Origin of the sequence: Pseudomonas sp. SIMBA_068 (assembly GCF_046534705.1) — a bacterium.
Classification (GTDB): domain Bacteria; phylum Pseudomonadota; class Gammaproteobacteria; order Pseudomonadales; family Pseudomonadaceae; genus Aquipseudomonas; species Aquipseudomonas putida.
Genome location: NZ_JAWRYI010000005.1, coordinates 154384 through 179642 on the forward strand (window position 1 = coordinate 154384; position 25259 = coordinate 179642).

A 25259-nucleotide genomic window follows, 5' to 3' on the forward strand; every position below is an offset into this window, starting at 1 on the left:
GTGAGTAAAGCATGGAGTCAGTTTTGGCCGTAGTCGCGGGCACCGAACAGGGCGGTGCCGATGCGTACCCAGGTCGCACCCTGTGCGATAGCCGCTTCCAGGTCGTGGCTCATGCCCATGGACAGGGTGTCCAGGCCAAGGCCCAGGCTTTCCTGCAACTGGCGCAAGCGGGCGAAGGAAGCTTCCTGGGCGGCGCGGTCGTCGGTGGGCTCGGGGATTGCCATCAACCCGCGCAAGCGCAGGTTGGGCAGCCCGGCTACGGCCTTGGCCAGGGCCGGAAGGTCGGCGGGGGCGCAGCCAGACTTGCTGACTTCGCCGCTCACGTTCACTTGCAGGCAGAGGTTCAGTGGCGCCAGGCCGGCAGGGCGCTGCTCGGACAGGCGTTGGGCAATTTTCAGGCGGTCCACGGAATGCACCCAGTCGAAATGCTCGGCGATGGCTTTGGTCTTGTTCGACTGAATGGGGCCGATGAAGTGCCAGATCAAGGGCAGGTCGCTTAGCTCCTGCTGCTTTGTCAGCGCTTCCTGTAGGTAGTTTTCCCCGACATCGCGCACGCCAGCGGCGTGGATTTCGCGAATGGCACTGGCGGGCTTGGTCTTGCTCACGGCCAGCAACTGAACGCTGGCCGGATCGCGCCCGGCAGCCTGGGCAGCGCTGGCGATACGGGCGGAAATAGCGGAAAGGTTGTCTGCTAGGGTGGACATGGACGGATGCCGGCGGCTGTAGGGTCTGCGGCATTCTACCTACTTGAAGGCCTTTGGGGAGTCTCATGGATGTGACCGACCTGTTGGCCCGGGCCGTGGATGCGGGGGCTTCGGACCTGCACCTGGCGGCGGGCCAGATCCCGATGCTGCGCCTTGAGGGTGACTTGCAACGCATGAATTTGCCGGCTCTGGTGCCGGCAGACCTGGCCGAAGGCATGGCGCCCTTGCTGGCTGAACACCAACGGCGGCAATGGGCCCAGGGCGATGAGCTGGACCTGGCGCTGGAGTTGCCTGCGCTTGGCCGCTTTCGGCTGAACCTGTTTCGCCAACTGAACGGCCCCGGGGCTACCTTCCGGCTGATTCCGGGGCGGATCGCCACGCTGGATGAGCTCGACTTGGGGGATGTGTATCAAGCTGTTGCGCAATGCACTGATGGCCTGATTCTGGTCGGTGGGCCTACCGGCAGTGGCAAGTCCAGCACCCTGGCGACGTTGATCGACCAGCTGAACCGCGAACGGGCGCTGCACATCATCACCCTAGAAGACCCGGTCGAAGTTATCCACAGCAGCCAGCGCAGCCTGATCAACCAGCGTGAGATTGGCCGCCATAGCTGCGGCTTCGCCCAGGGGCTGCGCAGTGCGCTGCGCCAGGACCCGGATGTGATCATGATCGGTGAGCTACGTGACCTGGAAAGCGTTCGCCTGGCCTTGCGCGCAGCCGAGACCGGGCACCTGGTGCTGGCGACCGTGCATACGCGATCGGCGGCCAGCAGCGTTGACCGGTTGGTGGAGGTGTTTGCTGCCGAGGAAAAGCCCTTGGTGCGAGCGATGTTGGCCGAGTCGTTGCGCCTTGTAGTGGCGCAGGTACTGGTCAGGCGTGTGGGCGGGTGGCGGCGCGGGAAGTGCTGGTGGCGACGCCGGCGGTGCGCAACCTGGTGCGGGAGGGGCGAATGGCGCAGTTGTGTTCGGTGATGCAGGGCGGGGCGGCGCAGGGGATGCGGACGATGGAGGGGGCGATGCGGGAGCTTAAGGAGAGCGGACTGATCAGAGGGTTATAGTGCCTGCTCAGGCCTCTTCGCGGGCACGCCCGCTCCCACAGGTACGGCACAGGGTTCGAAGGCTGTGCTGTACCTGTGGGAGCGGGCGTGCCCGCGACGAGGCCGGACCTGTTAGCGCTTGGCCAGGTTCAGCTGCTGCTGTTCCTTCGGCAGCACCCGCTTGGCCACTACGTAGTGTTTTTGCCAGTAGGGCTTGCTCAGGTTGTCGATGCTTACCCGCTTGCCACGCCGTGGTGCGTGGATGAAGCGGTCGTTGCCCAGGTAGATGGCAACATGGTTCACCCGGCGGCTCTTGATGTTGAAGAAAATCAGGTCGCCAGGCTTGAGGTCACCCTTGGCCACCTTGACGCCGTGGCCTTGGGCCATGGCATTGGAGGTGCGCGGCAGGTCGACGTCGGCGACATCGTTGAAGGCGTATTTCACCAGCCCGCTGCAGTCAAAGCCTTTTTTCGGGCTGCTGCCACCCCAAACGTAAGGGGTACCGAGCACATTCACGGCACGGCTGAGCACATCGCTGCTCTGCTTCGGCGACATGGCAGCCACTGGCAAGCCGCGGTTGCTGGCGGCATTGCTCGGGCGTGCGCGTAGTGCGGTCTGCTTGACCGGCGCGTGTTTCACCGAGGCATTGGTGGTATAGCCGGTGAAACCATTGGGAAGACGTTGCTCACGATTGGTGGCGTGGGCGGCCAGGGGCAATAATAGGCAGAGGGTCAGCCATGTCTTGATCAAAGGCGGCATAGATGAAGCTCTTATGAATAGTTATGTGTTGGGCGCGCAACTTTATAACAGCTTTTTGATCAATCTTTGATCCGTTGGTCGATTGCCCAGGTGCCGTACGTCGGCCTGCGACGAGAAAGTCACATTTTTTTTTAGAAAATTTTCGGATAACCCACGAGGGCTACGCATGAACAGTTATCAACAGGGGGCGCCTTTTCACGACACCCACAGCAAGACCATTGGTTACCTGCTGTGGATTTTTGGCTTCACCGGGTCGCATCGTTTCTATTACGGCAAGCCGATTACCGGGACCCTCTGGTTCTTTACCTTCGGCCTGCTGGGCATCGGTTGGCTGATCGACCTGTTTCTGATCCCGTCCATGGACCGTGAAGCCGATCTGAGGTTCCAGTCTGGCCGTATCGATTACAACATCGCCTGGGTTCTGCTGACCTTCCTAGGGGTGTTTGGCCTGCACCGGCTGTATCAGGGCAAGTGGATCACCGCGATCATCTACTTCTTTACCGGCGGCTTGTTCCTGGTGGGGGTGCTGTACGATTTCTGGACGTTGAACAGCCAGGTCTCCGAGCGTAACGCCTTGCGTTGAAATGCTTCGCGGGTAATGAAAAGGCCTTGTCGCACCGAAGCGGCAAGGCCTTTTTTGTTGCTGGGTTACTGCCGCGTCTGCCGTTGTTGCAGCAGCAGGTTGCTGAACCCGGCCCCAGCCAGTTGCTTCTGCGCACCGGTCAGCTGTTCACGGTTGGTGAACGGCCCGACCAGTACGCGGTACCACGTCTCGTCCTTGACCGTACCCGACTCCACCTTCACCGACTGGCCCAGCAGGATGATCTGCGCGCGGACCTTGTCGGCATCGGCCTGCTTGCGGAACGAGCCAGCCTGCAGGAAGTACTGGGTGGTCGCAGCCGGCTTGATCACCGGCGGTGGCGGTGGCGGGGTCTGGCCCAGCAACGCCGCCTGGGCGCGGGCGGTGTCGATTTTCGCAGCTTCTGCCGGCGTCACCGGGGTCACCGGCTGGGCGGGTACCGGTGGTGTCTTCTCGGGCACGGCCTCCGGCGGCACGATCACCTCGGACTCCGGCAGCAGGGTGTAGAAGTCGTACTTCGGCTTCACCGGCTGCTGTGGGGTGGCCTGCGCAGGCTTGCTCGCTTCGGCCACTTTCTCCGGCTTCTGCTGATCGGGCTTGGCGCGCTTGATGTCATCGCCACCGGGCTCGAGCTTCATCAGGAACACGATGAACGCGCCGACGGTGAGGCCAACGGCCATCCATACCCAACCAGGGATCGGCTGTTTGGCCGGTGCCGTCTGGCGGCTGGCGCCGCGTTTTGGGGCGGGTTTTTTCTTGGCAGCCAACTTACATGCGCTCCAGGGTTTCCAGGCCGAGCAGTTCCAGACCTTGTTTGAGGGTACGGCCGGTCAGGGCGGCCAGGCGCAGGCGGCTTTGCTGTTGCTCCGGGGTGTCGGCGGCGAGGATCGGGCAGTTCTCGTAGAAGCTGGAGAACAGCCCGGCCAGGTCGTACAGGTAGCTGCACAGCACGTGCGGCGTGCCTTTTTCGGCGACGCTATTGAGGGTTTCGCCAAACTGCGCCAGGCGCGCAGCCAGGTCCTGCTCGTGGGCGGCCTGCAGCACGATCTTGCCTTCGACTTCGTCAAAGCCCTTGCCCAGCTTGCGGAATACGCCGGCTACGCGGGTGTAGGCATACAGCAGGTACGGGGCGGTGTTGCCTTCGAAGTTGAGCATCAGCTCGAAGTTGAAGCTGTAGTCGCTGGTGCGGTGCTTGGACAGGTCGGCGTATTTCACTGCGCCAATGCCAACCACTTCGCCGATGTGGCGCAGATCTTCGTCAGCCAGGGTCGGGTTCTTTTCCTTGACCAGCGCGTAGGCGCGCTCCTTGGCCTCGGTTAGCAGGTCGATCAGCTTGACGGTCCCGCCGTCACGGGTCTTGAACGGGCGGCCGTCGGCGCCGTTCATGGTACCGAAGCCCATGTGCTCCATCTGCATCGGGTGGCCGACAAAGCCTGCACGGCGTGCCACTTCGAATACCTGGTTGAAGTGCAGGGCCTGGCGCTGGTCGACGAAGTACAGAGCGCGGTCAGCGTTGAGCACGTTGCTGCGATAGCGCACTGCGGCCAGGTCGGTGGTGGCGTACAGGTAGCCGCCGTCGGCTTTTTGCACGATCACCGGCAGGGGTTCGCCTTCGCTGTTCTTGAATTCTTCCAGGAACACGCACTGGGCGCCCTGGTCTTCGACCAGCAGGCCCTTGGCCTTGAGGTCGGCCACCACGTTGGCCAGGTCGTCGTTGTAGGCGCTTTCGCCCATCACGTCGGCCATGGTCAATTTGACGTTGAGCAGCTCGTAAGTCTTCTGGCAGTGCGACAGCGAGATGTCCTTGAAGCGGGTCCACAGGGCCAGGCACTCAGGGTCGCCGGCTTGCAGCTTGACCACCAGGCCACGGGCGCGCGTGGCGAACTCTTCCGATTCGTCGAAGCGCTTCTTCGCCGCCCGGTAGAAGTTCTCCAGGTCCGACAGCTCGTCGCTGGTGATCGGGTTTTCCTGCAGGTAGGCCATCAGCATGCCGAACTGGGTGCCCCAGTCGCCGACGTGGTTCTGGCGAATGACGTTGTCACCCAGGAATTCCAGCACGCGTGCGACGCTGTCACCGATGATGGTCGAGCGCAGGTGGCCGACGTGCATCTCTTTGGCCAGGTTTGGCGCCGACATGTCGATGACGACCTTTTCGCGCGGGCCGGCCTTGCGCACGCCCAGATGGTCATCGGCCAGGGCGGCATCCAGGCGGTTGGCCAGGGCTTCGGTGTTCTGGAAGAAGTTGAGGAAGCCGGGGCCAGCGATTTCCACCTTGCTGATGTCGGCGCTGGCGGGCAGGGCGGCGATCAGTTTTTCAGCCAGGTCGCGTGGCTTCATGCCTGCCTGCTTGGCCAGCATCATGGCGATGTTGCTGGCGAAGTCGCCGTGGGTCTTGTCCCGGGCGTTTTCCACCTGGATCGCCGGCGACAGCCCGTCAGGCAGCACACCGTCGGTGACGAGTTGGGTGAGGGCTTGCTGGATCAGCTGGCGAATGGTGTCTTTCATGGGGATCTCTTTTCGACCGCAAGCGCGGTGAGCGCCTGGATGCGCAGGTGGAAAAACTGGGCATTATCCGTTGCCGGGAGCGGGTTGCCAACCTTTGGGGCTGCAAAGCAGCGCCAGAGGTCAGTACAGGTCGACCGGGTCGACGTCCAGCGACCAACGTACCTGGCGCCCGCTGGGCATCTGCTCCAACACTAGCAACCAGGCACTGATCAGTCGATGCAAAGGCGCCCGGGTATTGGCCTGTATCAACAGTTGCGCGCGGAAGCGCCCGGCGCGGCGTTCCATGGGCGCCGGCACCGGGCCCAGCAGTTCGATGCCCGGCAGGCGCTGCTCGGCCACCAGGCGTTCGGCGGCGGCGCAGGCTTCGTCGAGGAAACCTTCGGCCTGCCCCGGCTTGTGCGCTTCGGCACGCAGCAGGGCCAGGTGGGAGTAAGGCGGCAGCCCGGCGGCGCGGCGTTCGTCCAGGGCCTGTTCGGCAAAGGCGAAGTAGCCCTGCTCGGTAAGCTGCACCAACAGCGGGTGGTCGGCCAGGTGGGTCTGGATGATGACCTTGCCTGGCTCTTCGGCCCGCCCGGCGCGCCCGGCCACCTGCACGATCAGCTGCGCCATGCGCTCACTGGCGCGAAAATCACCCGAGAACAGCCCACCATCGGCGTCGAGGATGGCCACCAGAGTCACCCGGGGGAAGTGGTGGCCCTTGGCAAGCATCTGCGTACCGACCAGGATGCTCGGCTGGCCGCGCTGTATGGTAGTGAACAGGTTGTGCATGGCGTCCTTGCGCGCCGTGCTGTCGCGGTCCACCCGCAGGATCGGGTAGTCCGGGAACAGCACCTTCAGGCGTTCTTCGGCGCGCTCGGTGCCCGCGCCGACCGGGCGCAGGTCCACGTGGTTGCACTGCGGGCACTGGTGCGGCAGGCGTTCGTCGTAGCCACAGTGGTGGCAGCGCAGCACGCCAGAACGCTGGTGCACGGTCATGCGTGCATCACAGCGCGGGCACTCGGACAGCCAGCCACAATCGTGGCACAGCAAGGTCGGGGCGAAGCCGCGGCGGTTGAGGAACACCAGCACTTGCTGGCCTGCCTCCAGGGTCTGGCGGATGGCTTGCTGCAGCGGGCCGCTGATACCGCTGTCCAGTGGCAGGCTCTTTACATCCAGGCGTAGCATGCGCGGCGGGCGGGCGCCACCGGCGCGCTGGTTCATGCGCAGCAGGCGGTAGCGACCGGTCAGGGCGTTGTGCAGGGTTTCCAGCGACGGCGTGGCAGAACCTAGCAGGATCGGGATGTTCTCCTGGTGGGCGCGCACCAGTGCCAGGTCGCGGGCGTGATAGCGCAGCCCCTCCTGCTGTTTATAGGAGCCGTCGTGCTCCTCGTCGATGATGATCAGGCCGGGGTTTTTCATCGGCGTGAACAATGCCGAGCGGGTGCCGATGATGATGTCGGCCTCGCCGTCCCGGGCAGCCAGCCAGGCGTCCAGGCGCTCGCGGTCGTTCACCGCCGAATGCAGCAGCGCGATGCGGGCGTTGAAGCGTTGCTCGAAGCGCGCCAGGGTCTGTGGGCCGAGGTTGATCTCCGGGATCAGCACCAGCGCCTGCTTCCCGGCTTCCAGGGTTTCACGAATCAGCTGCAGGTAGACCTCGGTCTTGCCGCTGCCGGTGACGCCGGCCAGCAGGAACGCGCCAAAGCCCCCAAAGCCTTCGCGCACGGCGTCAAAGGCGTCGCGCTGCTCATCGTTGAGCGGCAGTTCCGGCTGCGCCAGCCAGTGTTCGTGGCGTAGCGCCGGCGAGTGCCGGCGGACTTCAATCTGCACCAGCTCCTTGGCCAGCAGAAGGTCGAGGCTGTCCTTGTTCAGGTTGAGCTTGGCCAGCAGGCTGTGGGCCACGCCGTGCGGGTGCTGGGCCAGGGTCTTGAGGGCGTCGCGCTGGCGCGGCGCGCGGGCGATCCGGGGGTCTTCCAGGCGGGCACCGGGGGCAATATGCCAGAAGCGCTCCTGGCGCATCTCGGCAGGTTCGCCCTGGCGCAATAGCGTCGGCAGGGCCCAGCTCAGGGTATCGCCCAGGCTGTGCTGGTAGTACTGGGCGGTCCACAGGCACAGTTTGAATAGCGATGGCGGGATCGGCGATACCGGATCGAGCAGGGCGCTGGCCGGCTTGAGCTTGTCGGCGGGCACCTCGCTCTGTGCGCACACCTCCACCAGCACGCCTATCATCTCGCGGCGGCCGAATGGCACGCGAATGCGCATGCCTGGGGTCAAGGCCTGGCGCGCCATGCTCGCGGGTGCCTTGTAGTCGAACAGGCGACGCAGCGGGGAGGGCAGGGCAAGGCGCAGGATGACGTCGGGCACGCGGAAGGTCTCGGAGGGCGTATCAAAGACTGGCGAGCCTAGCAGACGACGGTCGGTGCAAGCGACAACTTGCACTAGCGCAGCGCTCTGGTATTATTTGCCGCCTAATTACGTGCGGTATTCAACAATTGGTGTTGGATGGCGGCACGCAGCTCGAGGAAGCGACCATGAAAGAAGGTATCCACCCGAACTATGAAGTAGTTGCAGTCACCTGCAGCTGCGGCAACAAGTTCGAAAGCCGTTCGACCCTGGGCAACACCCTGTCGATCGACGTTTGCAACCTGTGCCACCCGTTCTACACCGGTAAGCAGAAAGTCTTGGACACCGGTGGTCGCGTACAGAAGTTCGCCGATCGCTTCGGCATGTTCGGTGCCAAGAAGTAATCATGCGCATGGCGAACCCCTCGGGTTTCGCATTGCTGCAAAAAAAAGCGCCCCTTGTGGGCGCTTTTTTTATGGGCGTCATCTGGCATTTCCCGGCCCTGGCGTTCTGCCCGCTGCCGGAGCAGCCACAGCAAGTGCAGGTACGCCAGGTGGTGGATGGCGATACCTTGCGCCTGGTCGATGGCCGCAGCGTGCGCCTGATCGGCATCAATACCCCGGAAGTCGGCCGCAAAGGGCGCACCAGCGAGCCCTATGCCGAGGCCGCCAGGCGACGTCTTCAAGCGTTGGTCAATGCCAGTGACGGCCGCGTCGGCCTGGTGCCGGGCGTTGAGGGAAAAGACAAATATGGCCGCACACTGGCGCATATCTATGGCCTGAATGGCGACAATATGGAAGCACGGTTGCTCAGCGAGGGTTTGGGCTACCGCGTTGCAGTTGCCCCCAATGTAAGCCTCAGCGGCTGCCTGCAGGTTGCCGAGCAAGCGGCGCGCAAGGGCGGTATCGGTGTATGGCGACGCTCGCCCGTGGTGCCTGCAGGCAATGTCAGGCAGTCGGGTTTCGTTGTGGTCGGTGGCCGCATCAAGGGTATCGAGCGCAACCGTGGTGGGGTCTGGCTCACCCTGGACGACACTGTGGTGCTGCAGGTTCCCGCTCGTCTGCAACGCAACTTCCCCGCCAGCTTCTTCGATAACCTCAAGGGACGCCAGGTCGAAGCGCGAGGCTGGATGCTGGACCGTTCCCGCAAGGGCGGCCTGAAGCCTGGGCAGCGACGCTGGGTGTTGCCATTGACCGATCCGAGCATGTTGGAGCGTTTTTCAGGCTAAAAGATGTAGACATTTCGCTATTGGATTGTACACACTGTTAGCCGTATGCCCCCGTGGGTTATAGCGTAAAGTCGTAGGCTAAAGGCCTTGACACAAGTGACCGACCAGTCTTGTGACTCCCCGGCTCTTTGCGTATCCTCGGCGGTCCGTCAGAACAGTAAATAGCGGAATGCCCACCATGTCAGACCTGAAAACCGCCGCTCTCGAATACCACGCTCAACCTCGTCCGGGGAAACTGAGCGTCGAACTCTCCAAGCCCACTGCCACCGCCCGTGACCTCGCCCTGGCCTACAGCCCAGGTGTTGCTGAGCCCGTGCGTGAAATCGGCCGTGATCCAGAGCTGGCTTACAAATACACCGGCAAAGGCAACCTGGTTGCGGTGATTTCCGATGGCACCGCCATCCTCGGTCTGGGTGACCTCGGCCCACTGGCTTCCAAGCCGGTCATGGAAGGCAAGGGCGTTCTGTTCAAGCGTTTCGCTGGTATTGACGTGTTCGACATCGAAGTCGAATCGGAAAGCCCGCAAGCGTTCATCGACACCGTTCGCCGTATCTCGATCACCTTCGGTGGCATCAACCTCGAAGACATCAAGGCACCTGAGTGCTTCGAAATCGAGCGCACCCTGATCGAACAGTGCGACATCCCGGTGTTCCACGATGACCAGCACGGTACCGCCATCGTTACCGCGGCCGGCATGATCAACGCCCTGGAAATCGCCGGCAAGAAGCTCGAAGACGCCAAGATCGTCTGCCTGGGTGCCGGGGCTGCTGCCATCTCCTGCATGAAGCTGCTGGTGAGCATGGGTGGCAAGGTCGAAAACATCTACATGATCGACCGCAGCGGTGTCATCCACGCTGGCCGTGACGATCTGAACCAGTACAAGGCCCAGTTCGCCCACGCTACCGACAAGCGCACCCTGGCCGACGCGCTCGACGGTGCTGACGTGTTCGTAGGCCTGTCCGGCCCGAACCTGCTGAGCCCTGAAGGCCTGAAGTCGATGGCTGCCAACCCGATCGTGTTCGCCTGCTCGAACCCGGATCCGGAAATCTCGCCTGAGCTGGCGCACGCCACTCGCAACGACGTGATCATGGCCACCGGTCGTTCCGACTACCCGAACCAGGTCAACAACGTACTGGGCTTCCCGTTCATCTTCCGTGGTGCCCTGGACGTTCGTGCCAAGCGTATCAACGAAGAAATGAAGATCGCCGCCGCCATCGCCCTGAAGGACCTGGCCAAGCTGCCAGTGCCGAAAGAAGTGTGCGAAGCCTACGGTGTCGAAGGCCTGGAGTTCGGTCGTGAGTACATCATTCCGAAGCCGCTGGACGCACGCCTGATCACCGTCGTTTCCGACGCAGTGGCCAAGGCCGCCATCGAATCCGGCGTGGCTACCCTGCCGTATCCGAAGCACTACCCGCTGACCAGCGTGGATGAAGTATTCAACGGCTGATTGCCGCTGTAGCGACACAAAAAAGCCCCGGCTCGCATGAGCCGGGGCTTTTTGTTGGGGCGTTGGAATGCGTCAGGGCTGCCAGGTGTTCGTCAGGGTACTTGTGGCGCCTATGAGATCGAGCGCCCACGCAAAACCTGAGTCAGCCGCCCTGCCTTAAAACAGGTCCATCGGCGCCGCTTCATCGGCCGGCAGCGGGCTGCCCGGTGCTGCGCCATTGCCCAGTTCATCCACCGAGGGTGGCGAATCTTCGGCCTTGAACAGCTCGAAGAAGGCATTCGGCGTGCTTGGGGAAGCAGCGCGGCCGCTGATCGGGTCGACGCGCAGGCTGAGGATGCCTTCCGGTTCTGCGGGTGCATGCGCCGGCTTGTCCTTGAGCGCCGCGCCCATGAAGCTCATCCAGATCGGCAGCGCCGCCGTGCCGCCGTACTCGCGGCGGCCGAGGGTTTCCGGCTGGTCGAAACCGACCCATACGGTGGTCACGTAATCGGCGTTGTAGCCGGAGAACCAGGCGTCCTTGGACTCGTTGGTAGTACCGGTCTTGCCCGCCAGGTCGGTGCGGCCCAAGGCCAGCGCCCGGCGGCCGGTACCGCGCTTGATCACGTCCTGCAGCATGCTGGTGAGGATGTAGGTGGTGCGCCCGTCGACGATCTGCTCAGCCACAGCCGGCGTTTGCGGTGCAGCGGCCACCTGGCTGAAGGCGGATGGCGCCTCACCTGGCATGGCAGCAGTGCTGATCGGCTGTTCGGGTGCCGCCAGGCCAGCCTGGTCCTCGGCACCTTGCGGTACGCGGGGCGGGTTGGCGGTGAACAGGGTTTCGCCGTTGCGGCTTTCGATGCGGTCGATCAGGTACGGGGTGACCTTGTAGCCGCCGTTGGCAAAGGTGCTCCAGCCTGTGGCGATTTCCATAGGGGTCAGGGTGGCGGTGCCCAGGGCCAGCGACAGGTTGCGCGGCAGGTCCTGCTTGTTGAAGCCGAACTTGGCGATGTAGTCGATGGTGCGGTCTACACCCATGGCCTGCAGCAAGCGGATCGACACTAGGTTGCGCGACTTGTACAGCGCTTCGCGCAGGCGGATCGGGCCGAGGAAGGTGTTGGTGTCGTTCTTCGGACGCCACACTTTGTCCACGGATTCGTCGACGAACACGATCGGCGCATCGTTGACCAGGGTGGATGCGGTGTAGCCGCTGTCCAGCGCAGCACTGTAGATGAACGGCTTGAAGCTCGAACCCGGCTGGCGCTTGGCCTGCATGGCGCGGTTGTAGTTGCTCTGCTCGAACGAGAAGCCGCCAACCAGCGCGCGGATGGCACCGTTGTAAGGGTCGAGGGTGACCAGGGCGCTTTGCGCACCAGGCACCTGGCTGAACTTGAGCTTGCCATCTTCCAGGCGCTGCAGGCGCACCAGGTCACCGACCTGCGCCACGTCTGCCGGCGACTGTGGTGAGCGGCCCTGGGCGTTACTGTTGATGAACGGGCGCGCCCATTTCATGGTGTCCCAGGCAACTTCGGCTTGCTGGCCGTCCCGGGTCAGTACCTGGAGGCCGGTTTTGTCGACATGGGTGACGATGGCCGGCTCCAGGCCGCCAAGGATGCGCTGCTTGCCCAGCTCCTGCAGCCAGGCTGCCTGTGTGCGGCCCGGGAAGCGTGCTTCGGGGCCACGGTAGCCGTGGCGTTCGTCGTAATCAGACAGGCCTTTGAGGATGGCCTTGTTGGCCATGTCCTGCATGTCGCTGGGCACCGTGGTGGTGACGCGGAAGCCTTCGGTGTAGGCGTCGCTGCCGTAGCGGCCGACCATTTCGGCGCGGGCCATTTCGGCGATGTAAGGCGCATTCACCTCAGGCGTCGGCACGTGGTAGCTGGCATTGAGCGGCTCGGCCAGGGCGGTCTGGTAGCTGGCCTGGTCGATCTTGCCCAGCTTGTACATGCGGCCGAGGATCCAGTCGCGGCGCTCCTTGGCACGCACCGGGTTGGCCAGCGGGTTGAAGCGTGACGGTGCCTTGGGCAGGCCGGCGATCATCGCCATCTGCGCCAGGCTCACGTCGCGGATCGATTTGCCGTAGTACACCTGCGCGGCGGCATCGATGCCGTAGGCGCGGTTGCCCAGGTAGATCTTGTTCACGTACAGCTCAAGGATCTCGTCCTTGGTCAGTTCACGCTCGATCTGCAGGGCCAGCAGGATCTCGTTGGTCTTGCGCGAGAAGCTGCGTTCGCTGGTGAGGAAGAAGTTCTTCGCCACCTGCATGGTGATGGTGCTGCCGCCGGTCTGGATGTGCCCGGTTTTCACCAGCTGGGTCGCTGCACGCATCAGGCTGCTGGGGTCGACACCGTAGTGATTGAGGAAATTGTCGTCCTCGGCTGACAGAAGCGCCTGAATGAACTGTGGCGGAATTTCCGCGAAACGGATCGGCGAGCGGCGCATTTCGCCGAATTCGGCAATCAGTTTGCCGTCGCTGCTGTACACCCTGAGGGGGATCTGCAACTGGATGCTTCTGAGGGACTCGACCGAGGGCAGGCTGGGGCTAAGATACAGAAACGCACCGCTCACACCGAGTACGAGCGCGCAAATGACTGCGACGGAAGACCACCAGAAGAACTTCAGCAGACGTATCAAGGCTTTTCGGTGTCCAGGTTGAGAGTGGGTTGCACGCAGGCCCGGCGGACCAGAAAGCGCTGGGCATTATAAGCATTTTTTCGCCTCTCCGGGTTACCGGCCAGGCTGCCCGTCGCCTCGATGGGCAGGCCGGGCCTAGTGTTGACGCGGGGTTGCGATCGACCGCTGCAGCAGGCAGCAAGGAAGCCGCATGTTAGGACGCTTTGGCAAGGATGCCAGTTCACTCGTGGGGGTGGAAATTGCCCCTGACGCTGTTCGTGTTGTGCAACTTCAGCGGCGCAATCGGCGCTGCCGGGTGCTTGCATCGGCACAAGAGCCGTTCGAATTACTGGCAGGCAAGGATTGGGTCGCGGAGCCTGCTACCGTGGTGGCAGCCCTGCGCCGTGCCTACCAGCGCAGCGGCCTCAGGCAGCGTCGGGTAGCGTTGGCGTTACCGGCCAGCCAGGTGATCTGCAAGCGGTGCCATTTGCCGATGGAGCAGGCCGGGGCAGAACTGGAGACGCAGTTGCTGGCCGATGCCGAGCGGCTGTTTCCGTTTCCGTTGGAGGACCTGGCCCTGGACTTTCAAGTCTTGGGGGCATCCCGCACGCAACCGGGGTGCGCCGAGGTGATGGTGGCCGCGTGTCGGCAAAGTGCGTTGGCGTCTCTTGATGCCATCGTCGAAGAGGCCGGGTTGCAACTGGAGGCTATCGAGGTCGACAACATTGCCTTGTGCCGCATGTTGCCTCAGGGCTGCCTCGAAGGTTCGGCACTGCTGCGGGTCGAAGCGCACAGCGCAGTGCTTTATGACTGGCAGCCCGGCCGGCCTTACCAGCGTCGTGAGCTTCAAGTGCAGGGGCTGAACAACATGGGGCAGTTGTCGGAGCAACTGCACGCGCTGCTTGCCGATGAGCATTTGCCTGGTGGCCTGTGGATTACCAGCAGCTCATCGGTGGACCCAACCTGGTTGCAAAACCTTGGCCACCAGCTGACTACGCCGTGCAGGCCTTTACCTGGCCTGAAGGGGCTGGAACACGTTGACGGCACGATGCTCCTGGCGTGCGCCCTGGCGCTTGGAGGGTTGCGCCCATGATGCGGCTTAACCTGATGCCCTGGCGTGAGCGGCAGCGCGAGGCGGCGCTTCGGCGCTTTCGCACCCAGCTGATGGCCGGCGCACTGCTGGCGCTGTGCGCCGTGACGCTGGTCGACCAGTTGGCCCGTCAGCGCGGGCAGCAACAGGCGGTGGCCAATGCCCAACACCATGCCGCCCTTGAGGTGCTGGTCGAGCAACTGCAGCCGCTGGCTGATGTGCGTGCACAGCATGACGCGCTCATCGCACGCTCGGCAGCGCTAGAGGGCTTGCGTGCCCAGCAGGGTGTTCTGGGCGATGTATTCGCTGACCTCGAAAGGGCGCTACCGGTTGGGGTCCAGCTACTCGACCTCAGCTTGGAAAACGGCCATCTGCAGATGACCGGGCTGGCTACGTCCGGCGCCGTGGTTGCGCAGTTCATGCGCGATCTGGATCGGTCGGGTGTTCTGCTCGATCTGGCGCTCAAGCGCGTCAGGAGCATGCCGGGTGGCGATGAATTTCTGCTCGTTGCGCGCGTTTCGGCGTTCTGGTCGTGAATGCAGCGCCGATCCTCGCCTGGCTGGCGGTAGCCGAGCGTTCCAGAAGCATCAGGCGTATCGCGCCAGTGCTGGTCGCTGTGCTGGTGTTCGGCTTGGGTTGTGCGTTTCGCCTGCCGGCAGGTTTACAGCAGCAGGCGCAGGAGGCGGCCAGGCACGCCACATTGAACGAGCAGCAGGCAGCCAGTGCGGCGCAGCTGGTCGAGCTGGAGCGTTTGCAGGCGTCTCTGGTTTTTGCCGAGCGGCGGTTGCTGGAGGCCCACTGGCACCTGGCCGCAGGGGAGGGCATGAGCGATCTGCTTGAGCGCCTGGCGGCTTCAGGGCATGTGCACGGGTTGCTGGTCGAGCGGTTCGACGTACAAGAAGCCGAGCAACAGGCGGGCTATTGGAAAGTACCGCTGGAAATACAGGTGGTGGGGCGTTACGTGGACTTGCGTCAGTGGCTGGGCGACTGGCTGGGCCAGGCACGCCTGCTGCGCAGCGGTGACATGAGCCTGGCCGCAGTCGAGGGTCAGCCCGGCCTATTGCGTCTGCAACTGCGGGTCGATGCCTTCCAGGCCACCGCGCCCGTACCGGCACCTGACGTGCTTGCGCATATGCCGGCCATGGCCGCGACGCCAGTGCCTGCGGTCGACCCCTTCGCGCCAGGGGCGACGCGAACCGCTGGCTCCGGGCTGGCCAGCGTGCCGCTGGCGCAACTGGAAATGGTCGGCAGCCTGTCGCGAGGTGCGGCGCATGAGGCTCTGTTGATGGCGGCTGGCAGGCTCTATCGCGTGCGGGCAGGTGAGCGCTTGGGGCGTAACCACGGTGTGGTGGCGCGGATTGATCAAGGCCAGGTCGAAGTGCACGAACGGCTATTCATGGCAGGGGTGTGGCACGAGCGCACAGCGTTCATCACCCTTGCAAACCGCGTGGGCAAGGAGGCCTCGAACCAGAATGAAGAGAGTGATGAAATGGATGTTGGCAGCCCTGCTGCCGATCCCGCTGGTGTCGGCGACGCCTTACCAGGGTGAACCCCTGTCGTTGAACTTCCAGGATGTGGAGGTGCGTTCTGTGCTGCAGGTGCTGGCCGATTATGCGGGCGTAAACCTGGTTGCCAGCGATGACGTGCAGGGCAGCGTGACCTTGAGGTTGCAGGACGTGCCCTGGGACCAGGCGCTTGACCTGGTGCTTCGCAGCAAGGGCCTTGCCCGGCAGCAAGAGGGCAATGTGCTGCTGGTGGCGCCTGCGGCAGCTTTTGCCCCGCAGCCGTTTGATGCTCATGTCGGCCTGTTGCCGGATGCACCATTGCAGCCGTTACGCCGTGAATTGATACCGATCCACCATGCCAACGCCGCCGAACTGGTCGAGCTGTTGATGACCAGTCTGGCGGATGACAGCACACTCGCCGTTCGTGGCAGCCTGGGTGTCGATGAGCGCACCAATACCTTGGTGGCGCACCAGCCCGCCGAACGCCTGGCCGAGTTGCGACAACTGGTCGCGCAGCTGGATGTGCCGGTGCGCCAGGTGGCGATCGAGGCACGTATCGTCGAGGCCAATGTCGACTACGAGAAAAGCCTGGGGGTGCGCTGGGGCGGGCCGCTGTACGGTGAAAACCTGCGGCCGGGCAAGGAGCTGTTCATCGACCTCGGCGTGGAGCGGGCGGGCAGCAGTGTCGGCCTGGGCCTGCTGCGCGGCGGCGTGCTGCTCGACCTGGAACTCAGCGCCATGGAAAAAAGCGGTAACGGCGAAATCATCTCGCAGCCCAAGGTGGTCACGGCCGACAAGGAAACGGCCAGGATCCTCAAAGGCACCGAAGTGCCCTACCAGGAAACCAGCCAGAGCGGCGCCACCTCGGTCGCCTTTCGCGAAGCCTCGCTGTCGCTGGAGGTGACCCCGCAGATTACCCCGGACAACAAGGTGATCATGGCGGTCCGGGTGACCAAGGACGAGCCGGATTACGTCAATGCCTTGAACAACGTACCGCCGATCCGCAAGAACGAGGTCAATGCCAAGGTTCGCGTGGCGGACGGCGAAACGATCGTGATCGGTGGCGTGTACTCGACTTCGCAAAACAATGTGGTCGACAAGGTGCCATTTTTAGGCGATCTGCCGTATGTTGGGCGGCTGTTTCGACGCGATGCATTACAAGAGAAAAAATCCGAGCTGCTGGTCTTCCTGACTCCGCGTATCATGAGTGACCAGGCGATTGCTGTGAGTCGTTGATTCTGTGCGAAATTTGATACTTGTGGGGCCCATGGGCGCTGGTAAAAGCACCATCGGACGCCTATTGGCCAAAGAGCTGCGCCTGCTGTTCAAGGATTCCGACAAGGAAATCGAACTGCGATGCGGCGCCAACATCCCGTGGATTTTCGACAAGGAAGGCGAGCCAGGTTTCCGTGAGCGCGAGCAGGCGATGATCGCCGAACTGTGCGCACTTGACGGCGTGGTCCTGGCCACCGGCGGTGGCGCGGTAATGCGCGAAGCCAACCGCCAGGCATTGCGCCGGGGCGGCCGGGTGATCTACCTGCATGCCTCGGTGGAACAGCAGGTTGGCCGTACCGCGCGTGATCGCAATCGCCCGCTGCTGCGCACCGCCAACCCCGAGGCGACCCTGCGCGCCCTGCTGGAAGCCCGCGACCCGCTCTACCGCGAGATCGCCGACGTGGTGGTGGAAACCGACGAGCGGCCGCCGCGCATGGTGGTGATCGATATTCTCGAACGCTTGCAGCAGTTGCCGCCCCGTTAACCCGGGACTATTCTCGGCCACCAGCGCCGAGGCGAGGTTCAACGATAGCGCGTGGGTTGCCCGAATGGCGCCGCGCCCAAGTACATTGTGGGGATACATGCAGACACTTAAGGTCGACCTGGGCGAGCGCAGCTACCCGATCTACATTGGCGAAGGCCTGCTGGACCAGCCCGAGCTGCTGGCGCCGCACATTGCCGGCCGGCAGGTCGCCATCGTTTCCAACGAGACCGTCGCGCCCCTGTATCTCGAACGCCTGAGCAAGACCCTGGGTGCCTACTCGGTGCTGCCGGTGGTATTGCCCGATGGCGAAGCCCACAAGAACTGGGAAACGCTGCAGCTGATCTTCGACGGCCTGCTGACAGCCCGCCATGATCGTCGCACTACTGTGGTTGCCCTGGGCGGCGGCGTGATCGGTGACATGGCCGGCTTCGCTGCCGCCTGCTACCAGCGCGGTGTCGACTTCATCCAGGTGCCGACTACCCTGCTTTCCCAGGTCGACTCGTCGGTGGGCGGCAAGACCGGTATCAACCACCCGCTGGGCAAGAACATGGTCGGTGCCTTCTATCAGCCCAATGCGGTGCTGATCGATACCACCAGCCTGAAGACCCTGCCGGCGCGCGAACTGTCTGCTGGCCTGGCCGAAGTGATCAAGTACGGCCTGATTTGCGACAAGCCGTTTCTCGGCTGGCTTGAAGACAACATGCAGGCCTTGCGCACCCTCGATTCGGCTGCATTGACCGAAGCCATCCGCCGCTCCTGCGCGGCCAAGGCCGCAGTGGTCGGTGCCGACGAGCGCGAGTCCGGGGTACGGGCCACCCTGAACCTGGGGCATACCTTCGGGCATGCCATCGAGACCCACATGGGCTACGGCGTGTGGCTGCACGGCGAAGCCGTGTCGGCGGGCACGGTGATGGCCCTGGAAATGTCCATGCGCCTTGGCTGGATCGACCAGGCCGAGCGCGATCGCGGAATCCGCCTGTTGCAGGACGCAGGTTTGCCGGTGGTGCCACCACAGGAAATGACCCCGGCGCATTTCATGGAGCACATGGCGGTCGACAAGAAAGTGATCGACGGCCGCTTGCGTCTGGTGCTGTTGCGCCAGATGGGCGAGGCCGTTGTGACCGACGACTATCCGAAAGAGATTCTTCAGGCCACGCTGTCGGCGGATTACCGCGCGATCGTGGCCCAGCTTTGAGGTTGTGACAGCGCAATGACCAGTTTGCATGCCGATGAGGCCTTTCTCGACCATTACCAGTTGAGCCACGATCCGTTCGCGCCCCGTGTGCCCGGCTTCAAGTTCTTCCCGGCCCAGCGCAAGCCCGTGCTTGGCCAACTGCACCACCTGGCGCGCTACAGCCAGCTGATGCTGGTGGTCAGCGGCCCGCTGGGCAGCGGCAAGTCGCTGCTGCGCCAGGCCCTGGTGGCCAGCACCAACAAGCAGGCTGTGCAGAGTGTGGTGGTGTCTGCCCGCAGTGCCAGCGATGCTTCCAGCATGCTTGCCCAGGTCGCTCAGGACCTGGGTGTGGCCCAGCCCGAAGTGCAGGCGATCCTGTCCAAGGTGGTGCAGCTGGCACTGACCGGGCAGGAAGTGTATTTGCTGGTGGACGATGCGGAACAACTCGACGAGTCGGCACTCCAAGCGTTGCTGGAGTTGGCGGCGGGGGTGCCGGAAGGGCGCCCGCACGTGTTCCTGTTCGGTGAGCCTTCACTGATTGCCGGGCTGGACGAGCTCAATGTCGAGGAAGAACGCTTCCACATCATCGAGCTTGCCCCCTACAGTGAAGAAGAAACCCGCGAGTACCTGGAGCAGCGCCTGGAAGGGGCTGGCCGGGGCATCGAGGTGTTCAGCCGTGAACAGATCGTCGATATCCATGAACACTCCGACGGCTGGCCTGGCAACATCAACCAGGTCGCCCGTGACACTTTGATCGAAGCCATGATCGCCAGCCGTTCGACGGTCAAGCGACCATCCATGGGGTTCAAGATGCCTAAAAAACATGTGCTCGCGCTGTCCGCTGTGGTCGTGGTCGCTGTTGCGGCCGCGGTGTTGATGCCCAAGAAAGGCGACAAGCCACCCGCTGAGGCGCCAGCCGCCCAGGCCCAGTTGCCGCTTGGCGACGGCAAGCAGGGTGCCAATATCGAGTTCTCCGGCTCTTCCCAGCCGATGCCGTTGCCACTGGTTGGCCAGTCCCAGCCTGTAATGCGCGAACCGCTGGCCCAGGCCGCGGGCATGGGTGAGGGTGAAGAAGGCAGCCCGGCGGGTGACACTGCCCTGCAGCCTGGCAACCCGCCGCCAACCGTGACCACCATTGCGCCGCCGCAAGGCGTGCCCGCTGGCCCGGCACCTGTGCCTGCACAGCCTGTGGCTACTGCGCCGGTACAGCCGGTTGCGCCTGCGCCTAAGCCTGTTGCAACCCAGCCTGCGAAGCCGGTTGCACCTGCCAAGCCTGCACCCGCGCCTACCCAGGTCGCCGTGGCCAAGCCGGCCGCCAAGCCTGCCGAAAAACCTGCCGCCAGTGGCAGCGGCAACAGCGGCTGGTACTCCGCGCAGAAACCGGGCAATTACGTGGTGCAGATCCTGGGCACCAGCTCCGAGGCCTCGGCCCAGGCGTTCGTCAAGAGCCAGGGTGGCGACTATCGCTACTTCAAGAAAAACCTGCAGGGCAAGCCGCTGTACGTAGTCACCTATGGCAGCTTCGCCAACCGCGATGCAGCGGTTGCGGCAATCAAGAACTTGCCAGAGAAGGTCCAGGCTGGTAAACCTTGGCCACGTACCGTCGGCAGCGTCCAACAAGAGCTGGCCACGGCCCGCTGATACCTTCCGGGCGGCATCACCCCGCCGCCCAGTTGCTGAGCGATTACTGACTTTCGAATAGCCTGCTGCGTTTCAACGCGGCAGGCTTTTCTGTCCCAGACTGCCGGCCACAAGCCCCTAGTTGCAGTCATGGCTGAAACGCTTCAGACTCGAGCCAAGCCGTTATCACGGCGCATGGCGCAAAAACATTCAAAATTGCGACATAAATTTTCAATGGTGAGACATGAAAATTTGTGGGCATCGCTGTCGCTGTGCAACAATGGTTTTCCATGACCACCGCAAAAAAGCTGGCGTTTGATCGGCGTGGATGGTAAGTGGTTGTTAAAAAAGAGATTTGCCTCCGTTGAGAGGTGAACCTGGTGAGAATGTGTCTATGAAAACAGGTCTGTACCATCCCGAAGAATTCAAGGACAACTGTGGTTTTGGCCTGATCGCCCATATGACGGGCGTACCGAGCCACCACCTTCTGCAAACCGCCATGCAGGCGCTGACTTGCATGACTCACCGCGGCGGTATCAACGCCGACGGCAAGACCGGCGACGGTTGCGGTCTGCTCATGCAGAAGCCCGATCAATTCCTGCGAGCCGTGGCCCAGGAACACTTCGCCGTCGAACTGCCCAAGCAGTACGCCGTCGGCATGGTGTTCTTCAACCAGGACCCGGTCAAAGCCGAAGCTGCCCGCGCCAACATGGACCGCGAAATCCTCGCCGCTGGCCTGAAACTGGTCGGCTGGCGCAAGGTACCGATCGACACCAGCGTACTCGGCCGCCTGGCCCTGGAGCGCCTGCCGCAGATCGAGCAGGTGTTCATCGGCGGTGAAGGCCTGAGCGACCAGGAATTTGCTATCAAGCTGTTCAGTGCCCGTCGCCGTTCGTCGGTGGCTAACGCCCACGACAGCGACCACTACATCTGCAGCTTCTCGCACAAGACCATCATCTACAAAGGCCTGATGATGCCGCGCGATCTCGCGGCGTTTTATCCAGACCTGGGTGACGAGCGCCTGCAAACCGCGATCTGCGTGTTCCACCAGCGCTTCTCCACCAACACCCTGCCGAAATGGCCGCTGGCGCAGCCATTCCGCTTCCTCGCCCACAACGGCGAGATCAACACCATCACCGGCAACCGCAACTGGGCCATGGCCCGTCGCACCAAGTTCGCTAATGACCAGATCCCCGACCTCGAGGAGCTCGGCCCGCTGGTCAACCGCGTCGGTTCCGACTCGTCGAGCATGGACAACATGCTGGAGCTGATGGTGACCGGTGGCATCGACCTGTTCCGCGGCGTGCGCATGCTGGTGCCGCCAGCCTGGCAGAACGTCGAGACCATGGACGCCGACCTGCGCGCCTTCTACGAATACAACTCCATGCACATGGAGCCGTGGGATGGCCCGGCCGGTATCGTCATGACCGAAGGCCGCCACGCGGTGTGCCTGCTCGACCGTAACGGCCTGCGCCCGGCGCGCTGGGTGACTACCACCAATGGCTACATCACCATCGCCTCGGAAATCGGCGTATGGGGTTACCAGCCTGAGGAAGTGCTGGCCAAGGGCCGTGTCGGCCCGGGTCAGATCCTCGCCGTGGACACTGAAACCGGCCAGATCCTCGACACCGACGCCATCGACAACCGCCTGAAGTCGCGCCACCCTTACAAGCGCTGGCTGCGTCAGCACGCTACCCGCATTCAGGCGACGCTGACCGACGACCAGGGCGCGGCCAGCTACGACGCTGACCAGCTCAAGCAATACATGAAGATGTTCCAGGTCACCTTCGAAGAGCGTGACCAGGTGCTGCGCCCGCTGGGTGAGCAGGGCCAGGAAGCCGTTGGCTCGATGGGTGACGACACGCCGATGGCCGTGCTGTCGCAGCGTGTGCGTTCGCCTTTCGACTTCTTCCGCCAGCAGTTCGCCCAAGTGACCAACCCACCGATCGACCCGCTGCGCGAAGCCATCGTGATGTCGCTGGAGATCTGCCTGGGCGCCGAGCGCAACATCTTCCAGGAGTCCCCGGAGCACGCTTCGCGGGTCATCCTCAGCTCGCCGGTCATCTCGCCCGCCAAGTGGCGTTCGCTGATGAACCTGGAGCGCGAAGGTTTTGACCGTCAGCTGATCGACCTCAACTATGAGCAGAGCGTCGGCCTGGAAGCGGCCATTCGCAACATTGCCGACCAGGCTGAAGAAGCCGTGCGCGCTGGCAAGACCCAGCTGGTGCTGAGCGACCGCTACATCGCCCCGGGCAAGCTGCCGGTGCACGCTTCGCTGGCCGTTGGCGCGGTACACCACCGCCTGACCGAACAGGGCCTGCGTTGCGACAGCAACATCCTGGTAGAAACCGCTACTGCCCGCGACCCGCACCACTTCGCCGTGCTGCTGGGCTTCGGTGCCTCGGCCGTTTACCCGTACCTGGCGTATGAAGTACTGGCTGACCTGATTCGTACCGGCGAAGTGCTGGGCGACCTGGACGAAGTGTTCAAGTACTACCGCAAGGGCATCTCCAAGGGCCTGCTGAAGATCCTGTCGAAGATGGGTATCTCCACCATCGCCTCTTACCGCGGTGCGCAACTGTTCGAAGCCATCGGCCTGGCCGAGGAAGTGGTCGGCCTGAGCTTCAAGGGCGTGTCCAGCCGCATCAAGGGCGCGCGCTTCGTAGACCTGGAAAGCGACCAGAAGCTGCTGGCGGCCGAAGCCTGGAGTGCGCGCAAGCCGATCCAGCAAGGTGGCCTGCTGAAGTTCGTCCACGGTGGCGAGTACCACGCCTACAACCCGGACGTGGTCAACACCCTGCAAGCCGCCGTGCAGCAGGGCGACTACTCCAAGTTCAAGGAATACACCACGCTGGTCGACCAGCGCCCGGTGTCGATGATCCGTGACCTGCTCAAGGTGAAAGTGGCCGACCAGCCACTGGCGCTGGAGCAGATCGAGCCGCTGGAGGCCATCCTCAAGCGCTTCGACTCCGCTGGTATCTCGCTGGGCGCACTGTCGCCAGAGGCTCACGAAGCGCTGGCCGAGGCCATGAACCGCCTGGGCGCGCGTTCCAACTCCGGTGAAGGCGGTGAAGACCCGTCGCGCTACGGCACCATCAAGAGCTCCAAGATCAAGCAGGTGGCCACTGGCCGCTTTGGTGTGACCCCGGAATACCTGGTCAACGCCGAAGTGCTGCAGATCAAGGTTGCCCAGGGCGCCAAGCCGGGTGAAGGCGGCCAGCTGCCGGGCGGCAAGGTCAACGGCCTGATCGCCAAGCTGCGTTATGCGGTACCGGGCGTGACCCTGATCTCGCCGCCGCCGCACCACGATATCTACTCGATCGAAGACCTGGCGCAGCTGATCTACGACCTCAAGCAGGTCAACCCGCAGGCGCTGGTATCGGTCAAGCTGGTGGCGGAAGCCGGCGTCGGCACCATTGCCGCTGGCGTTGCCAAGGCCTATGCCGACCTGATCACCATCTCCGGTTATGACGGTGGTACCGGTGCTTCGCCGCTGACCTCGATCAAGTACGCCGGCGCCCCGTGGGAACTGGGCCTGGCCGAAACCCACCAGACCCTGCGCGGCAACGACCTGCGCGGCAAGGTACGGGTACAGACCGACGGCGGCCTGAAAACCGGCCTGGACGTGATCAAGGCGGCCATCCTCGGCGCCGAAAGCTTCGGCTTCGGTACCGCGCCAATGATCGCCCTGGGCTGCAAGTACCTGCGCATCTGCCACCTGAACAACTGCGCCACCGGCGTGGCCACCCAGAACGACAAGCTGCGCAAGGACCACTACATCGGCACCGTCGACATGGTGATCAACTTCTTCACCTTCGTCGCTGAAGAAACCCGTGAGTGGCTGGCCAAGCTGGGCGTACGCAGCCTGGGCGAGCTGATCGGCCGTACCGACCTGCTCGAAATGCTACCAGGCGATACCGAGCGCCAGCAGTACCTGGACCTGTCGCCGCTGCTGGGCAGTTCGCACATTCCGGCAGACAAGCCGCAATTCTGTGAAGTCGACAAGAACCCACCGTTCGACAAGGGCGAGCTGGCCGAGAAGATGGTGGAAATGGCCCTGCCGGCGATCCGCGATCAGGCCGGTGGCGAGTTCAGCCTCGACATCTGCAACTGCGACCGCTCCATCGGCGCCCGTATCTCTGGCGAAATCGCCAAGCTGTACGGCAACCAGGGCATGGCCGCCAACCCGATCACCTTCCGCTTCAAGGGTACTGCGGGCCAGAGCTTCGGCGTGTGGAACGCCGGTGGCTTGAACCTGCACCTGCAAGGCGATGCCAACGACTACGTTGGCAAGGGCATGACCGGTGGCAAGGTCACCATTGTGCCGCCAGCCGGCAGCCCGTTCGAAACCCAGCACAGCGCCATCGTCGGCAATACCTGCCTGTACGGTGCCACTGGCGGCAAGCTGTTTGCCGCGGGCACTGCGGGCGAGCGCTTCGCTGTGCGTAACTCCGGCGCCCACGCTGTTGTCGAGGGCACTGGCGATCACTGCTGTGAGTACATGACCGGCGGCTTTGTCTGCGTCCTCGGCAAGACCGGTTACAACTTCGGTTCTGGCATGACTGGCGGCTTCGCCTACGTGCTCGACATGGACAATAGCTTCGTCGACAAGCTCAACCACGAGCTGGTGGAAATCCAGCGTATCAGTGGTGAAGCGATGGAGGCCTACCGCAGCCACCTGGCGCGCGTCCTTGGCGAGTATGTGGAAGAAACCGGCAGCGAGTGGGGGCGTGAGCTCTCGGAGAACCTGGACGACTACGTGCGGCGCTTCTGGCTGGTGAAGCCGAAGGCAGCCAACCTGAAGCAACTGTTGTCCAGCACCCGTGCCAACCCGCAGTAAAAACAGCTGCAAGTGGCAAGCCTCAAGCTGCACGTAAAGGCAGTACGAGGTTTGCCCGGCTTAAGTGATCGTCTTGCGGCTTGCAGCGTGTAGCTTGCAGCTGC

At 63.3% G+C, this 25259-nt stretch carries 18 protein-coding genes and 1 pseudogene; 13 read left to right on the forward strand and 6 right to left on the reverse strand.

All coding sequences use genetic code 11. The features are described 5' to 3' along the window. Window positions 1-17: 17 nt before the first annotated feature. Entirely contained in the window at window positions 18-704 is a 687-nt protein-coding gene (locus SB756_RS14255; protein ID WP_410911008.1) for a YggS family pyridoxal phosphate-dependent enzyme, read from the reverse strand. A gap of 65 nt (window positions 705-769) precedes the next feature. On the opposite strand from SB756_RS14255, the pseudogene SB756_RS14260 reads away from it, so the two are divergent. Continuing rightward, window positions 770-1761, forward strand: a pseudogene (locus tag SB756_RS14260) (type IV pilus twitching motility protein PilT). Window positions 1762-1872: 111 nt separating this feature from the next. Here the strand turns inward: SB756_RS14260 and SB756_RS14265 are convergent. Further along, complete coding sequence (locus SB756_RS14265) at window positions 1873-2499, reverse strand: C40 family peptidase (RefSeq protein ID WP_341797011.1); 627 nt, start codon at window positions 2497-2499, stop codon at window positions 1873-1875. Between the two features lie 166 nt (window positions 2500-2665). Between SB756_RS14265 and SB756_RS14270 the strand changes: the two genes are divergently transcribed. After that, window positions 2666-3082, forward strand: a complete 417-nt coding sequence (locus SB756_RS14270; protein WP_016489634.1) for an NINE protein — start codon at window positions 2666-2668, stop codon at window positions 3080-3082. Window positions 3083-3147: 65 nt separating this feature from the next. On the opposite strand, the gene SB756_RS14275 is transcribed toward SB756_RS14270, so the two are convergent. The 3 genes from SB756_RS14275 to SB756_RS14285 form a co-directional block, all read right to left on the reverse strand. Further along, complete coding sequence (locus SB756_RS14275) at window positions 3148-3846, reverse strand: SPOR domain-containing protein (protein WP_341797010.1); 699 nt, start codon at window positions 3844-3846, stop codon at window positions 3148-3150. A 1-nt stretch (window position 3847) separates the two neighbouring features. Continuing rightward, on the reverse strand, window positions 3848-5584 hold the full coding sequence (argS, locus tag SB756_RS14280) for an arginine--tRNA ligase (RefSeq protein ID WP_410911009.1): 1737 nt from the start codon (window positions 5582-5584) through the stop codon (window positions 3848-3850). Between the two features lie 120 nt (window positions 5585-5704). Further along, entirely contained in the window at window positions 5705-7924 is a 2220-nt protein-coding gene (locus SB756_RS14285) for a primosomal protein N' (RefSeq protein ID WP_041167932.1), read from the reverse strand. Between the two features lie 167 nt (window positions 7925-8091). Between SB756_RS14285 and rpmE the strand changes: the two genes are divergently transcribed. The 3 genes from rpmE to SB756_RS14300 all read left to right on the forward strand — a co-directional run bounded on the left by rpmE (window position 8092) and on the right by SB756_RS14300 (window position 10578). Then, window positions 8092-8307 carry a 50S ribosomal protein L31 gene (gene rpmE / locus SB756_RS14290; protein ID WP_016489630.1) on the forward strand — a complete coding sequence of 72 codons (216 nt, stop codon included), beginning with the start codon at window positions 8092-8094 and terminating at the stop codon, window positions 8305-8307. Window positions 8308-8309: 2 nt separating this feature from the next. Continuing rightward, window positions 8310-9131, forward strand: coding sequence for a thermonuclease family protein (locus tag SB756_RS14295; protein WP_410911010.1), 822 nt, complete (start codon window positions 8310-8312; stop codon window positions 9129-9131). Window positions 9132-9309: 178 nt separating this feature from the next. Next, entirely contained in the window at window positions 9310-10578 is a 1269-nt protein-coding gene (locus tag SB756_RS14300) for a malic enzyme-like NAD(P)-binding protein (RefSeq protein ID WP_016502048.1), read from the forward strand. 156 nt (window positions 10579-10734) lie between these two features. Here the strand turns inward: SB756_RS14300 and SB756_RS14305 are convergent, their stop codons facing one another. After that, a complete protein-coding gene (locus SB756_RS14305; RefSeq protein WP_410911054.1) occupies window positions 10735-13185 on the reverse strand; it encodes a penicillin-binding protein 1A in 2451 nt (816 codons plus the stop codon). A gap of 193 nt (window positions 13186-13378) precedes the next feature. Here SB756_RS14305 and pilM point away from each other — a divergent pair, with 193 nt between their 5' ends. The 8 genes from pilM to gltB all read left to right on the forward strand — a co-directional run bounded on the left by pilM (window position 13379) and on the right by gltB (window position 25155). Then, window positions 13379-14260, forward strand: coding sequence for a type IV pilus biogenesis protein PilM (gene pilM, locus SB756_RS14310; RefSeq protein ID WP_341797005.1), 882 nt, complete (start codon window positions 13379-13381; stop codon window positions 14258-14260). Further along, window positions 14257-14793 carry a PilN domain-containing protein gene (locus SB756_RS14315; protein ID WP_410911011.1) on the forward strand — a complete coding sequence of 179 codons (537 nt, stop codon included), beginning with the start codon at window positions 14257-14259 and terminating at the stop codon, window positions 14791-14793. The genes pilM and SB756_RS14315 overlap by 4 nt, the downstream gene beginning before the upstream one ends. An 11-nt stretch (window positions 14794-14804) precedes the next feature. Continuing rightward, the gene (locus SB756_RS14320) at window positions 14805-15806 is read left to right on the forward strand and encodes a pilus assembly protein PilP (protein WP_341798934.1); all 1002 of its coding nucleotides are present in this window, start codon (window positions 14805-14807) and stop codon (window positions 15804-15806) included. Continuing rightward, complete coding sequence (locus SB756_RS14325; RefSeq protein WP_410911012.1) at window positions 15730-16998, forward strand: type IV pilus secretin PilQ; 1269 nt, start codon at window positions 15730-15732, stop codon at window positions 16996-16998. The genes SB756_RS14320 and SB756_RS14325 overlap by 77 nt, the downstream gene beginning before the upstream one ends. A 4-nt stretch (window positions 16999-17002) precedes the next feature. Further along, window positions 17003-17521 (forward strand): shikimate kinase AroK, encoded by a 519-nt coding sequence (gene aroK / locus SB756_RS14330; protein ID WP_024717571.1) that lies wholly within the window; start codon window positions 17003-17005, stop codon window positions 17519-17521. 97 nt (window positions 17522-17618) lie between these two features. Next, a complete protein-coding gene (aroB, locus tag SB756_RS14335) occupies window positions 17619-18716 on the forward strand; it encodes a 3-dehydroquinate synthase (RefSeq protein ID WP_234226551.1) in 1098 nt (365 codons plus the stop codon). Between the two features lie 15 nt (window positions 18717-18731). Then, window positions 18732-20336 carry an SPOR domain-containing protein gene (locus tag SB756_RS14340; RefSeq protein WP_341797002.1) on the forward strand — a complete coding sequence of 535 codons (1605 nt, stop codon included), beginning with the start codon at window positions 18732-18734 and terminating at the stop codon, window positions 20334-20336. Window positions 20337-20709: 373 nt separating this feature from the next. Then, on the forward strand, window positions 20710-25155 hold the full coding sequence (gltB, locus tag SB756_RS14345) for a glutamate synthase large subunit (protein ID WP_410911013.1): 4446 nt from the start codon (window positions 20710-20712) through the stop codon (window positions 25153-25155). Window positions 25156-25259: the final 104 nt, after the last annotated feature.